Origin of the sequence: Fictibacillus solisalsi (assembly GCF_900103485.1) — a bacterium.
Lineage (GTDB): Bacteria > Bacillota > Bacilli > Bacillales > Fictibacillaceae > Fictibacillus_C > Fictibacillus_C solisalsi.
The window spans coordinates 2,152,470-2,166,289 of record NZ_FNHW01000001.1 but is presented as its reverse complement, the minus strand read 5'-3'; the positions used below and the strand labels follow the sequence as shown (position 1 = coordinate 2,166,289).

Below are 13,820 nucleotides of genomic sequence, written 5' to 3'. Positions count from 1 at the left end.
CCCTCTTTCTTCGGTTAATAGCCGGAGTATTTTTCAAATTCCTTAGAAACAGGATTCCGTTTGAAATAACTTGTAAGAATCAGTATAGTCAGTACGCCGAGCATCACATAGAGCCCAATAAACAATAAAAAAAGCGGGGCCAGGTTTTGGGATTGAGTGGCGGCTTCAGCGGTCGTCTGCACCCTGTAGATGGTCCATGGCTGCCTGCCGCTGCAACTGAAGATCCACCCAAATTCAATGCCGAGCATGGACATCGGACCTGAGAAAATTAAAAGGAACAAAAGCCATCTCGGATATGGCCTCATCTTTCTTTTGCTGTAATACCACCAGAAAAATAAGGCAACAGCAGCCAATCCAAGCAATAGAAAACCAATTCCCACCATGACATTGAACAGGGTATGTACATAAAATGGCGGCCAGGTTTCCCTAGGGAATTCATATAGCCCTTTTACTTTCGTATCAAATTTTCCCGCTGCAAGCCAGCTCAGCATCCAGGGGATTTCGATTCCATATTTGACTTCCTCTGTTTTTGGATCTGTAAATCCACCGATCGAAAGAGGGGCATACCGCTGGGTTTCAAATAATCCTTCTGCCGCAGCCAGTTTTTCGGGTGAGTGCTCGTGTAAAATTTGCGCGGAGTGATGCCCGGAAAAGCTGGAAATCAGAGAAAACACCAATCCCACGATCATTGCCAGCAAGAAGCCTTTTTTATGGTACATGGATTCATTTTTTGATAACTTTCCTCTCAAAAGCCTATAGGCTCCGACCGACGCCACGGCAAATGCGCCTGTCATATAGGCCGTCACCGATACGTGAAAAGCGGAAGAAATGAAGCTTGGATTAAAAAATGCATCCCAGGGATTTACATCAAATATGGTCCCGTCCTTGGTGATTTTAAATCCATCCGGTGTATTCATCCAGGTGTTGACGGCCGTGATTAAAATGGCTGAAGCTACAGCGCCAAACGCAACGAGAATGACAGAAATGATGCGAAAGAATTTGGGCAAGCGGTCAGCGGCATAGACGTAAATCGACATGAACAGTGCTTCAATGAAAAAGGCAAACAGTTCGATCTGAAACGGGAGGGAGATGACTTTTCCCACAATTTCCATGAAGCCCGGCCACAATAATGACAGTTGGACACCTACGATGGTTCCGGATGGAATGGCGACACCAAGCAATACAGCGAAAGCCTTTGTCCAGCGTTTGGCCATAATGGCATAATCATTGTCGTTTTTTACTTGGTGAAGAATTTCAGCGATGACAATCATTAAAGGAATCCCCACGCCGAGCGTTGCAAATATAATGTGAAAGGCCAGGGAGGTTCCAAAGAAAGCCCGGGCAAGTACAACCGTATCCATTATTTATCCACTCCTCATTCATCAGCTCATCTGTTAAAGAAATCCATCTTTTCTATTGTTAACCTGTCATAAACCAAATCGAAATATTCATGGTCCCTGTAATTCCGAAGAATAACAGCTCGTCTTATGTCATATGATGGCGATAAGGAGGGTTGGATCATGCAGCATGAGCTCACAGAGATTCTGGATATCTTGAAGTTTGCCGGTATTTTTGCTCCGCTCTTTTTTATTCTTCTTCATCTGATGAGACAATTTCTTTTTCTTCCAGTGGGTTTGATCTGTATGGCAGGTGGTGTTCTGTTTGGTTCCGTATACGGAACACTGTATTCCATCATCGGCATTACCTTGTCCAGTGTGCTGTTTTATGGCCTTCTGAAAAAAATGCCGAATACGCTAAACCGGTTCTTAAAGATCAAGCGCAAGGTTGTGGGAAAACGCATGCCGTTTTCGGTTGGACAGATCGCTATTTTGAAACTCGTCCCTTTTATTCACTTTCAGCTGCTGTCCCTGTTGATTCTGGAAATAACAAAGAGCTTTAAAGAGTATACAAAAGCAAGTGCGGTGTCCAATGTACCTCTCGCTTTTATGTATTCCACCTTTGGGCATTACATTTTTAAAATTTCTGTTGTATGGGGCATTGGAATTGCCGCTGTGATGTTCGTTTTATTCCATCTTCTCCGAAAAAAAGAATGGGTAATGAAATGGGAAGAGTTTTTTGAAAAAGAAAAATCAAATGCCAAAAGCGCATAATGGAGAGGCTTGAGTCCCGGCAGGCATGGCTGCCGGGTATTCTTCCTCCTTGTGATTTCGCCTGAACGATTGCTATAATGGGTCGATAGGAGGGGATCAAGTGAGTTTTAAAGAACTATTTGAAATGCAGGAAATACTGAATACTCGAATTGTGGACGAGCATCAGTTACATAATGAGGATCTTTACGAAAAACGGCTGCTGGCTCTGCTAGTTGAACTGGGGGAGCTGGCAAACGAAACGCGTTGTTTTAAGTACTGGAGTTTAAAGCCTCCCTCTTCCTATGAAGTGATTCTCGAGGAGTATGTCGACGGGCTTCATTTCCTTCTTTCGGTCGGCCTTGATCTTGGCATAAAGGATATAGAAGATGATGAATCCCTTCAACGGGAAAATCTCACCGATCAGTTTTTGTCACTCTATCAGCGCATTGGAGAGCTTCAGGGGGAAAAAGATATCTCGTTGTTCCGGACGCTTTTTTCAGAATTCATCGGGCTGGGAGATATGCTTGGTTTTTCGGAAGAAACCATTATTGAAGGGTACAAGGAAAAAAACCAAATTAACCATCAACGGCAGGATGAGGGCTATTAAAAACAACATCCCGGGAAGTTTCCCGGGATGTTGTTTATTTTAAGCCGCTTGATAGCGTGGACAGCATCTCTTCTTTTTTCTGGTTGTCCGATTCTTTCCAGATAACTTCGAATAATACGCCAAGCCCAGGCAGCATTTTTTCTTCACCACTCTGGATGGCATCCACAATCGTGCTTTCGAGCTGCTCTTTATTGTTGCCGGAAACATTGGCAAGAACTGCCTTACGGATATCAATATCCATATTTATCACCTCAGGATCAATTTAGTTCTTTTAAGTTTTTGCTATTTCCTAGTTTTTATTAAGAGCTCATGGATTATGTATCATTTTGAAGATATAATAAAAAAAGTTGAACGTAATAAAGGATGGTTGAGGAATGAAACGGATTGAATCCGAACAAAATGCATCGATAAAACAATGGAAAAAGCTCTATACGAAAAAGGAGCGGGATAAATCGGGCCAATTTATCATCGAAGGCCCTCATTTGATTGAAGAGGCACTTCGTCATCACGTTCCCATTGCCCATTTGATTGTGGAAGAATCCTATACACTTCCCGAAAATTGGAATATGTCTGCTCTGGACCCCTGGGTGGTGCCGAAGAAAATCATGAAAATTCTTAGTGACACCGAGCATCCGCAAGGGGTAATGGCGATATGCCGCATGAAAGAACAGCCTCTAAAACCGAGGCAGGATGGGAAGTATCTTTTGATTGACGGTGTACAGGACCCCGGCAACCTTGGAACCATTATCAGGACTGCAGACGCGCAGGGCATAGATGGTGTCATTCTGGGAGAAGGGACTGTTGATGTATATAACAGCAAGGTTCTCCGCTCCACTCAAGGGTCACTGTTCCATCTGCCTGTGGTGAAAGGAAGTCTGGACGAATGGATCACAGATTGCAAAACGGAAGGTGTCCCTGTATTTGTGTCTGCCCTGAAGGGAGCAAAACCGCTTCAGGAGATACAGTCTTCCCGATCGTTTGCTCTTGTTGTCGGAAACGAAGGAAGCGGTGTCCGTCGGGAAAGCATAGAAGCAGCAGACGAACTGGTTTATATTCCCATGTTCGGGAATGCAGAATCGCTAAATGTGGCAGTGGCCGCGGGCATCATGCTGTATGAACTTATGAGAAACCGGCAATAACTGAATAGAAAACATGAATTCAATTGCACAGAAATCAAAGTTCCACTATAATAAGAAGACAACTGCATGAACCAAATGCAATGATGGAGAGTAGTACATAAAAGCTCGCCGGTAAAAGGGAGGAAGCACCTTGACTGAAAGTGTTTCTACGGTTGAATTTATCGAATTCGCTCCTGAGCAGTCGCCTGAACAATTATCAGTAGGGTGAACCGGACCCAGTCCGTTATGGAAATGAAGTGAACAAGAACAAAAGGCCTTTTGCCTTTTTCTCTTGGTTAATTTGGGTGGTACCGCGAATCCTCGTCCCTTTTCGGACGGGGTTTTTTTATTTTCAAAAGGAGGCCGATGAAATGCAGGACCGATTACAAGCACTAAAAGAAGAAGCACTGCTGAAAATTCAGCAGGCGAGTGATTTAAAAGAATTGCAGGATATTAAGGTATCTTATTTGGGCAAGAGGGGCCCGATTACTGAGGTTCTGAAAGGAATGGGCAAGCTTTCACCTGAAGAACGCCCAGTCGTAGGGGCTTATGCCAATGAGATCCGCGACGCCATTACGTCAGCGCTGGAATCAAAAATCAGCGAACTGGAACAAGCGGTGATCGAGGAAAAGCTGAAAAAAGAATCCATTGATGTCACGCTTCCGGGACGTCCGGTCCGAAAAGGAAATGCTCATCCGTTAACTGCCGTTATTGAAGAAATTGAAGACCTTTTCTTAACGATGGGCTTTACTGTGGCAGAAGGACCAGAAGTGGAAACGGATTATTATAATTTTGAAGCGTTAAATCTTCCGAAAGGCCATCCCGCACGCGACATGCAGGACTCATTCTTTATCACGGAAGACATTCTGCTTCGAACCCAGACTTCACCGGTTCAGGCTAGAACAATGGAAAAGCATCACGGCAGAGGCCCGGTCAAAATCGTATCGCCCGGTAAAGTGTACCGCAGGGATGATGATGATGCGACACACTCCCATCAGTTCATGCAGATTGAGGGCCTGGTTGTTGATGAAAATGTCCGTTTGAGTGATTTGAAGGGTGTTTTGGAGACCTTCGCCAAAAAAATGTTCGGGGAAGAACGCAAAATCCGTTTACGCCCAAGTTTCTTCCCGTTTACAGAACCGTCTGTGGAAATGGACATCTCCTGTTTTAAATGTGGAGGAAAAGGCTGCTCCATTTGTAAGCATACAGGCTGGATCGAAATTCTTGGAGCAGGCATGGTTCACCCGAACGTACTTGAAATGGCAGGCTTTGATTCAAAAAAATATACCGGATTTGCATTTGGCATGGGTCCTGAGCGCATCGCCATGCTGAAATACGGGATTGATGATATCCGTCATTTTTACACCAACGATCTTCGTTTCTTAAAACAATTTAAAAAGGCATAAGGAGGGGAAATGCTGTGTTAGTTTCTTATAATTGGCTAAAAGACTATGTGAACCTTGATCTTTCAGCAGCTGAACTTGCTGATAAAATAACAAAAAGCGGAATTGAAGTAGAAATCGTTGAATCCCTCAATAAAGGGATTACCGGTGTAGTGGTTGGCCACGTGCTGGAATGTGTTCAGCATCCAAACGCAGACAAATTGCGTGTATGTAAAGTGGACCTCGGTGAAGAAGCACCGGTTCAAATCGTATGCGGGGCGCCTAACGTGGCAGCCGGCCAGAAAGTTCCGGTCGCAAAAGTGGGAGCAGTACTACCGGGAAACTTCAAAATTAAAAAGGCGAAACTGCGCGGAGAAGCCTCCAATGGAATGATCTGCTCACTCACTGAATTGGGCGTTGAAGGTAAACTTGTTCCAAAGGAATATTCCAGCGGGATTTTTGTCATGCCATCCGACGCGGAAATCGGAAGCGATGCATTGTCTTACCTGAATCTCGATGATTATGTTCTCGAACTTGGATTAACGCCTAACCGTGCAGACTGCCTCAATATGCTTGGAGTTGCTTATGAGGTAGCTGCTATTTTAAATGAAGAACTGCGGCTTCCTGAAGTGCAGGTGCAAACGTCTGGAGAGAAAGCATCCGACTATGTATCCGTTACGGTGGATGCAAAAGAAGATAATCCGTATTATGGAGCCATGATCATAAAGAATATCACAATCGCTCCTTCCCCGTTATGGATGCAAAACCGCCTGGTTGCAGCGGGAATCCGACCCATCAATAATGTGGTGGATATTACAAACTACGTTTTGCTTGAGTACGGCCAGCCGCTACATGCGTTTGACTATGACCGGCTTGGATCCAAGGAGATTCTTGTCCGCCGTGCAAAAGCCGGGGAGGAGATGGTTACCCTTGATGATGCCAAGAGAAAGCTGGGGGCCAATCACCTGGTGATCACCAATGGTAAAGAGCCTGTGGCTGTGGCAGGTGTTATGGGTGGTGCCACATCCGAAGTGCAGGACGATACAACAACAGTATTGCTTGAAGCCGCCTATTTTGAAGGTATCCGTGTAAGATCGGCTTCCAAGGATCTTGGACTAAGAAGTGAAGCAAGCTCACGCTATGAAAAAGGTATCGACCGAAACCGAGTATATGATGCGGCATACCGTGCAGCTTCTCTCATGGCCCAATACGCAGGGGGTGAAGTGGCACAAGGAATCGTTGAAGCCGGAGAGCGTTTGGTTCCTGAAGGAAAAGCTGAAGTGACGCAAACGCGGATCAACACCTTGCTCGGAACCGAGATTGAAGGCGAACAGATCAGCGATATTTTAAAGCGTCTTCGCTTTGAATTTGATGTTCATGGTGAAAACTATATCGTTACTGTTCCATCGAGAAGACCGGACATCACGATTGATGCCGATCTTGTGGAAGAAGTCGGACGAATCTATGGATATGACCGAATTCCGACCACCTACCTGTTAACCGAAGGGCGTCCTGGCGGGCTTTCACCATATCAGGCTGCGCGCCGGAAAGTGATGCGTTATATGGAAGGAACCGGTCTGTATCAGGCCGTCACCTATGCGCTCACAACGCCAGAGAAATCCAATGCCTTTACGTTTTCACAAGAGCAGGAAAACGTACACAGCATCAAGGTTTCCCACCCGATGAGTGAAGAGCGCAGCACGCTCAGAAGTACGCTTGTTCCTCAGCTCCTTGAAGTGTTAAAGCATAATCATCACCGTTCGATTGATGATGTGGGAATTTTTGAAATCAGTTCCGTATTTTTTGCCCATGAGCAATCCCTATCCGTTCTTCCCGAAGAGAAAACATATCTTTCCGGGGCTTTGACCGGGTTATGGAGTATTCACCCTTGGCAGGGTGAGAAGAAGAAAATTGATTTCTTTGTTGTGAAGGGAATTCTGGAAGGTCTGTTTGAAGAGCTTGGTCTGCACAGTAGGATTTCATTTGAAAGTGAAAGCCTTCCGGGCATGCATCCCGGCCGTACAGCTGTTGTGAAACTTGACAGCATTGTCGTCGGATTCATTGGGCAGATTCACCCAGGAACACAAAAGGAATGGGATTTAAATGAGAGCTATGTGTTCGAATTGGATCTTGACCAGCTTCTTGGGGCAAGCGTCGAACCAACAGTGTATCAAACTCTTCCTCGTTTTCCTTCCATCACTCGGGATATTGCTGTAGTGGTGGATCAAAATCTGCCGGCAGGCGATTTGAACACGGTCATCCATGAAGCCGGAGGAGAGCTGTTGAAGGAAAGCAGTCTGTTTGATTTATATGAAGGAGAACGGATGGAAGAAGGAAAGAAATCCTTGGCGTTCTCGCTAAAATACTACGATCCTGAACGAACGTTAACAGATGAAGAAGTAACAAAAGCTCATGAAAATATCCTGCGAAGCCTTGAAGAGCGATTTGGAGCCTCACTGCGTAAATAACGCTGCAAAAAAAACCCGCTGTCTGAAACCAGACAGCGGGTTTTTTCGTAGAATGAGACTAGTTGCGTTTTCCGTGTGCCAGGTTCATTGCCTTTTTCGTGTTGGCAAAATGAACCTTGGCAATATCGTTCAAGAAATCCGGACCATGTTTGCGAATCAATTCGGCGGCCTTGATATCCACTTTGCTGCCGGCACCCTTTGGAATTTCAATTCCTGTTTTGGCACTGATTTTATCCATTTCTTTTATAAAAGCATAGCGTGCGAGGATGGAGGACGCTGCCACCGAAAGATGGAGGGATTCGCCTTTGGTGGCAAAATACACTTGATCTTTTACCACCGTCGATTGCCGTGACAGATAGTTGAAGTAGACGCCCGGCTCACAGAATTGATCCACCAGGATGCCGTCCACTTTTTCATTTTTCGTTTTTTCGAGCATATGAAGAAGCGCTTTATTATGCAGAAGGGCCTTCATTTTTCCCTGGCTCATTCCCTTGGCTTGCAACTCGTTATATTTTCGGTTGTTCAGCACCAGCAGGCTGTATGGAATAGTATGCAAGAGATCCTTGGCAATGGAAACGATCTGGATATCATTCAAGAACTTTGAATCTTTGACACCGAGCTCTCTGAGGAGTTCCAGCTTGGATTCCGGCACATACGATGCGACAACCGTGATCGGGCCGAAATAATCTCCGGTTCCGACCTCATCACTGCCGATCAGGGATAAAGAGCCAACATTTTCGGGAGGAGCGTAGGCATGGGCTGGTTTGTCCTTCTTTGGTTTGCTTGCTGAGGAAGCAGGTTTGATGTTCCATTTCAGGGCTTCCGCTTCAGCATTCTTTCCCTGAAACAATACCTTTCCAGATTTATAAGCAGTAATCGTGCATCCCGGCGGCTTTGCGGTAAAAATGCTGCCAGGCGGGGAGGAGGCCGGAATGAATGCCTTGTAGGCTTCTTTCATCTTCTGGATTTCTTGTGTAGTTGCTTGCAATACGGTGTTCGCCATTTTTATTTTCCTTTTCACTAAAATTTGTTTTACAAAATTTTGCTTTATTGTTAACAGATGATACAACAAATATTTTCATAAGTGTTCGCTTTCTGTTAAGATAATGAATAGAGTTTCATCCTTTTATAAGAAAGTGAGCTATGAATGGAGGTAATTTTGTGGCGGAAGAAAACAAGAGAGAACGGACCATCGTAGAGATCTTTGGTCAAAAATATACAGTAATGGGTACTGAGACTTCCAGCCACATTCGTTCGGTCGCTGCAATGGTTGACGAAAAAATGAGGGACATCCAGCAATATAACGCTGTGCTTGATACGAAGCAGCTTGCCGTCCTTACTGCAGTTAACATCATGAACGAATACTTAAAGACTAAAGAAGAGCTGGAAAAATTGCAACAGCAGATTAGGAAAGAGGATAGATAAATGTTAGATCTAATATTGATTGTTCTTTTGATTGCAGGGTTCTTTATCGGTCTGAAGCGCGGGCTTGTCATGCAGGTTGTCCACCTTGTCGGTTTTATCGCCGCATATGTCGTGGCTTATCTGTATTTTGATGATCTGGCACCGCATCTGAAACTTTGGATTCCATATCCATCGATTGGAAATGACAGCCCTATGTCATCCATCCTGAACAGCATTTCACTCGAGGACGTTTATTACCGGGCGATTGCCTTTGCGCTCCTTTTCTTTGCAACAAAAATATTGCTTCAGATTGTTGGCAACATGCTCAGCTTCATTGCAGAATTGCCGCTGCTCCGTACCGTGAACCGCTGGCTTGGAGGCATTCTCGGATTTGTTGAAGTTTACCTGATTTTATTTTTATTGCTTTATGTGGCTTCCCTTGTACCATCGGGTTCCATCCATACCGCATTTCAAGATTCCTTCATCGGACAGAGCATGGTAAAAAACACCCCGGTCTTCTCGGATACGATAAAAGATTTGTGGAGCAAAAATATGGCATAAAACTTCTCTCCAGCAGAGAAGTTTTTTTACCGTACGAGTCGATCAAATTAGAGGAGGGATTTCTCGATGAACAAAAAAGAAGTTGTCAATGTGCTGGAAGTTATCGCTGTTTATATGGAAATCAAAGGGGAAAACTCATTTAAAACGTCTGCGTACAGAAAAGCAGCCCAGGCTCTGGAGACAGACGACCGGAACATGGAGCAAATTGAGGATCCGTCCAAATTAAAAGGGATTGGAAAAGGAACCGCCTCCGTCATCACGGAACTTATGGAAACAGGAAGGTCCTCTCTACTTGAGGAATTGCAGGCAACACTTCCTTCCGGCCTGTTAACCATGCTTAAAATCCCTGGTCTTGGCGGCAAAAAAATATCAAAGCTTTATCAGGAGCTCGGTGTTACCGATATTGATAGTTTAAAAGAGGCCTGTCAACAGGAGAAAGTAAGGGGCCTTGCCGGGTTTGGAACAAAAACAGAGGAAAAAATTCTTGCGGCCATTGAAGAGCTTGGAAAGCGTCCGGACCGTTTGCCCATTGTCTACATGCTGTCCGTGGCCGAAAAAATAGAAAAGCAGCTGTCCCAAATGGATGGCATCGAGCGGTATTCGCGGGCAGGTAGCCTGCGACGCAGCCGTGAAACGATTAAAGATCTGGACTTCATTCTTGCCGTGTCTGATCCTTCTATTATTAAGGAAAAACTTGTAGAGCTTGAAGACGTTTCCGAAATCATCGCCAAAGGAGATACGAAGGTATCGGTCGTGCTCCAATATGATTACCCCGTTTCTGTTGATTTCCGTCTGGTGGCTCGAGAGCAGTTTGCCACAGCGCTGCATCATTTTACCGGCTCCATGGAGCATAATGTGCAGATGAGACAGCTGGCCAAGGAACGGAATGAAAAGATCAGCGAATACGGCGTAGAGAATTCAGAGACCGGCGAAATGTTAACGTTTGATTCTGAAAAAGAATTTTATGCTCATTTTGGCCTTCAATACATCCCGCCGGAAGTCCGTGAAGGCGAAAATGAACTGGAACTTTTTCGTGAACCGCAAAAGCTTATTCAAGAAAATGACATAAAAAGTGATCTTCATATGCACTCCACCTGGAGTGACGGTGCCAATACAATTGAAGAAATGGCAGAAGCGGCAAGAGCTAAAGGGTACACACACATGGCTATTACGGACCATTCAAAGTACCTTGTTGTCGCCAACGGGCTGTCACCGGAACGCCTCCGCAAACAGCGTCATGAAATTGATCGTTTAAACGAAAAATACACCGATTTTAAAATTCTGGCCGGTGTTGAAATGGATATTCTTCCGGATGGGTCACTCGATTACGATGATGAAATGCTGGCTGAGATGGATCTTGTGATTGCATCGATCCACTCTTCATTTTCCCAAAACAGGGAAACCATCATGAAACGGTTGAAAACAGCGCTAACCAGCCATCATGTGGATATAATAGCTCATCCTACTGGCCGGATAATCGGACGCCGTCCGGGCTATGACGTGGATGTGGAAATGCTGATTGAACTTGCTGCAGAAACGAACACTGCCCTTGAACTGAATGCCCATCCCAGCCGTTTGGATCTAGCCCCCCGATGGTTGAAGCTTGCACAGGAAAAGGGCGTGAAAATTACCATTAATACGGATGCTCATTATAAACATACACTCGATTTTATGGAAGTGGGGGCAGCCGTTGCAAGAAAAGGGTATATACGCCCTGAAAATGTGTTGAACACGATGACACTGGAAGAACTGACTTCCTTTTTAAAACGAAACGAGAATAAGGAATAGCGAACGCTCCTAAGGAGGAGGAATCATTTTGCAAGAACGTGTTCAGAGAGTCTTAGAATACACCAAAATTATTGAACAGCTAAAAAAGCATGCCAGCTCAAGCCTGGGACGACAAAAGGCGGAACAGCTGCAGCCATCTGTTGATTTTGAAGTAATCAAGCACTGGCAGGACAGCACGGATGAAGGCGTAAAAGTTCTTCGTTTAAAAGGGCAGGCCCCGCTCGGGGGAATCCGGGACATCCGGGCAAGCCTGAAGCGCACCCAGATTGGCGGTGTGCTGAATACGGATGAGTTATTGGATATCTCCACCACTATTTATGGCGGAAGGCGCTTCAAGCGGTTTACCGAAGGAATGGTGGAAGATGGATTAGAACTGCCGATTCTTGATAATCTGGTGGCCGAAATAGAACCCCTGACTGATCTTGAACGTGAAATCAAAGCCTGTATTGATGATAATGGCCATGTGATGGACAGCGCGAGCCCTGCTCTTCGCACGATTCGCGGCCAGCTGCGCACATTTGAATCGAGAGTGCGTGAAAAGCTTGAGAGCATGGTGCGCTCCTCCAGCTATCAAAAAATGCTTTCTGATGCAATCATCACCATCCGGAACGAACGGTTTGTGCTTCCCGTCAAACAGGAATACCGAGGCAATTTTGGCGGTATGGTTCATGACCAGTCTGCATCAGGAGCAACGCTGTTTATCGAGCCGCAGGCCGTGGTTACGATTAACAACCAGCTGAAGGAAGCGAAAGCCAAAGAAGCCAGGGAAATCGAAAAGATCCTGAGAGAGCTTTCTGTGCTTGTCGGGGAAGCAGCCGAACTTCTGGCGCATAATGTAGCTATTTTGGCGGAGGTTGATTTTATTTTCACGAAAGCACAGTACAGCCGGGAATTAAAAGCAACAAAACCGATCATGAACGACAGAGAATACATTTCCCTTCATAAGGGACGGCATCCGCTTCTCGACCAGGATACTGTTGTTCCCATCGATGTGGAGCTTGGCGGTTCATTTCAATCGCTGATTATTACTGGACCGAACACAGGCGGTAAGACTGTGACCCTCAAAACCATCGGCCTGTTGTCATTAATGGCCCAATCGGGACTTCAGATTCCAGCCGAAGAAGAATCGGAAATGACCGTTTTCGAAGCGATTTATGCAGATATCGGGGATGAACAGTCGATTGAACAGTCATTGAGTACGTTCTCCTCACATATGGTCAACATCGTCGACATTTTAAAGCAGGTGAACTTCAAAAGTCTGGTTTTATTTGATGAACTGGGCGCAGGCACCGATCCGCAGGAAGGGGCAGCATTGGCGATATCCATCCTGGATTACGTGTATGCCCGCGGGGCCAAAGTCATCGCTACAACTCACTACAGCGAATTAAAGGCATATGCATATAACCGTGACGGGGTGATCAACGCCAGTGTAGAGTTTAACGTGGAAACACTGCGGCCGACCTATAAGCTATTGATCGGCGTACCCGGCCGAAGCAACGCGTTTGAAATCTCAAGACGTCTTGGCCTGGAGCCATCCATTATTGACGAAGCGAAATCGCAAATCAGTGATGAAGATAACAAGATCGACAACATGATCCGTTCCCTAGAGGACAACCAGAAACGAGCCCAGGAAGAACGCGAAAAGGCAATTGCCATCCGGAAGGAAGCGGAACAGCTTAAATCGGATCTTGAAGCCGAACTGCGCCACCTCGAACAGGACCGTGACCGTTTGCTGGAAGAAGCAGAGCGAAAAGCGGAAGAAGCAGTCGCCAATGCTAAACAGACCGCAGAAACTGTTATTAAAGAACTCCGCGAATATCAGAAAGAGGCGGCAGGTAATGTTAAGGAACACCGTTTGATTGATGCACGCAAACGCCTGGAAGACGCCACACCGACCCTTCGCTCCAAAAAGAAGAAATCCACAGGTGCTGTCAAGCCTAAGACCGTTTCCTTCATGCCGGGTGACGAAGTTAAAGTGCTGAGCTTCGGCCAAAAAGGGCACATCATTAACAAAGTCAGCGACAAAGAATATCAGGTTCAAATTGGTATTTTAAAAATGAATGTGGCTGCAGGGGATCTTGAACCGATCAAGCAATCAAAAGAGAAAAAGCCAGAGCCGCGAACCTTTGTCAAAGTACAGGGCAGTGATGACTCGGTTCGTCCGGAACTTGATCTTAGGGGCAAGCGTTACGAAGATGCCATGATCGAAGTGGACAAATACCTGGATGAAGCAATGCTCGCAGGATATCCTCAAGTTTCCATCATCCACGGAAAAGGAACGGGCGCACTACGCTCAGGTGTCCAGCAGCTTCTTAAGACCCACCCCAATGTGAAATCCACCCGCATGGGGGCGGCTAATGAGGGAGGAAGCGGAATTACAGTCGCTTTACTAAAATAATCGG

12 protein-coding genes and 1 other annotated feature are annotated in these 13,820 nt (G+C 45.7%); of the genes, 9 read left to right on the top strand and 3 right to left on the bottom strand.

Annotated elements, in window-relative coordinates:
• Positions 1-14 precede the first annotated feature (14 nt).
• Positions 15-1,361 (bottom strand): cytochrome ubiquinol oxidase subunit I, encoded by a 1,347-nt coding sequence (locus BLT53_RS11125; protein WP_090234876.1) that lies wholly within the window; start codon positions 1,359-1,361, stop codon positions 15-17.
• A gap of 159 nt (positions 1,362-1,520) precedes the next feature.
• Here BLT53_RS11125 and BLT53_RS11120 point away from each other — a divergent pair, with 159 nt between their 5' ends.
• Entirely contained in the window at positions 1,521-2,111 is a 591-nt protein-coding gene (locus BLT53_RS11120; protein WP_090234874.1) for a TVP38/TMEM64 family protein, read from the top strand.
• A 100-nt stretch (positions 2,112-2,211) separates the two neighbouring features.
• Positions 2,212-2,697 (top strand): dUTP diphosphatase, encoded by a 486-nt coding sequence (locus tag BLT53_RS11115; RefSeq protein WP_090234872.1) that lies wholly within the window; start codon positions 2,212-2,214, stop codon positions 2,695-2,697.
• Between the two features lie 34 nt (positions 2,698-2,731).
• Here the strand turns inward: BLT53_RS11115 and sspI are convergent, their stop codons facing one another.
• A complete protein-coding gene (gene sspI, locus BLT53_RS11110) occupies positions 2,732-2,938 on the bottom strand; it encodes a small acid-soluble spore protein SspI (protein ID WP_053357619.1) in 207 nt (68 codons plus the stop codon).
• 133 nt (positions 2,939-3,071) lie between these two features.
• On the opposite strand from sspI, the gene BLT53_RS11105 reads away from it, so the two are divergent.
• The 3 genes from BLT53_RS11105 (at position 3,072) to pheT (ending at position 7,665) form a co-directional block, all read left to right on the top strand.
• The gene (locus tag BLT53_RS11105) at positions 3,072-3,836 is read left to right on the top strand and encodes a TrmH family RNA methyltransferase (RefSeq protein ID WP_090234871.1); all 765 of its coding nucleotides are present in this window, start codon (positions 3,072-3,074) and stop codon (positions 3,834-3,836) included.
• Between the two features lie 71 nt (positions 3,837-3,907).
• Positions 3,908-4,147 (top strand) — a binding site (T-box leader).
• 39 nt (positions 4,148-4,186) lie between these two features.
• The gene (gene pheS, locus BLT53_RS11100) at positions 4,187-5,221 is read left to right on the top strand and encodes a phenylalanine--tRNA ligase subunit alpha (protein WP_090234869.1); all 1,035 of its coding nucleotides are present in this window, start codon (positions 4,187-4,189) and stop codon (positions 5,219-5,221) included.
• A 14-nt stretch (positions 5,222-5,235) separates the two neighbouring features.
• Complete coding sequence (gene pheT / locus BLT53_RS11095; protein ID WP_090234868.1) at positions 5,236-7,665, top strand: phenylalanine--tRNA ligase subunit beta; 2,430 nt, start codon at positions 5,236-5,238, stop codon at positions 7,663-7,665.
• A 58-nt stretch (positions 7,666-7,723) separates the two neighbouring features.
• On the opposite strand, the gene rnhC is transcribed toward pheT, so the two are convergent.
• On the bottom strand, positions 7,724-8,668 hold the full coding sequence (rnhC, locus tag BLT53_RS11090; RefSeq protein WP_090234865.1) for a ribonuclease HIII: 945 nt from the start codon (positions 8,666-8,668) through the stop codon (positions 7,724-7,726).
• Between the two features lie 140 nt (positions 8,669-8,808).
• On the opposite strand from rnhC, the gene zapA reads away from it, so the two are divergent.
• The 4 genes from zapA to BLT53_RS11070 all read left to right on the top strand — a co-directional run bounded on the left by zapA (position 8,809) and on the right by BLT53_RS11070 (position 13,816).
• Positions 8,809-9,090: a cell division protein ZapA gene (gene zapA, locus BLT53_RS11085; RefSeq protein WP_139168394.1), complete on the top strand. Its 282-nt coding sequence runs from the start codon at positions 8,809-8,811 to the stop codon at positions 9,088-9,090.
• The gene (locus tag BLT53_RS11080; protein WP_090234860.1) at positions 9,091-9,630 is read left to right on the top strand and encodes a CvpA family protein; all 540 of its coding nucleotides are present in this window, start codon (positions 9,091-9,093) and stop codon (positions 9,628-9,630) included.
• Between the two features lie 66 nt (positions 9,631-9,696).
• Positions 9,697-11,418, top strand: a complete 1,722-nt coding sequence (gene polX, locus BLT53_RS11075) for a DNA polymerase/3'-5' exonuclease PolX (RefSeq protein WP_090234856.1) — start codon at positions 9,697-9,699, stop codon at positions 11,416-11,418.
• Positions 11,419-11,446: 28 nt separating this feature from the next.
• Positions 11,447-13,816: an endonuclease MutS2 gene (locus BLT53_RS11070; protein WP_090234854.1), complete on the top strand. Its 2,370-nt coding sequence runs from the start codon at positions 11,447-11,449 to the stop codon at positions 13,814-13,816.
• The last annotated feature ends 4 nt before the right edge of the window (positions 13,817-13,820 follow it).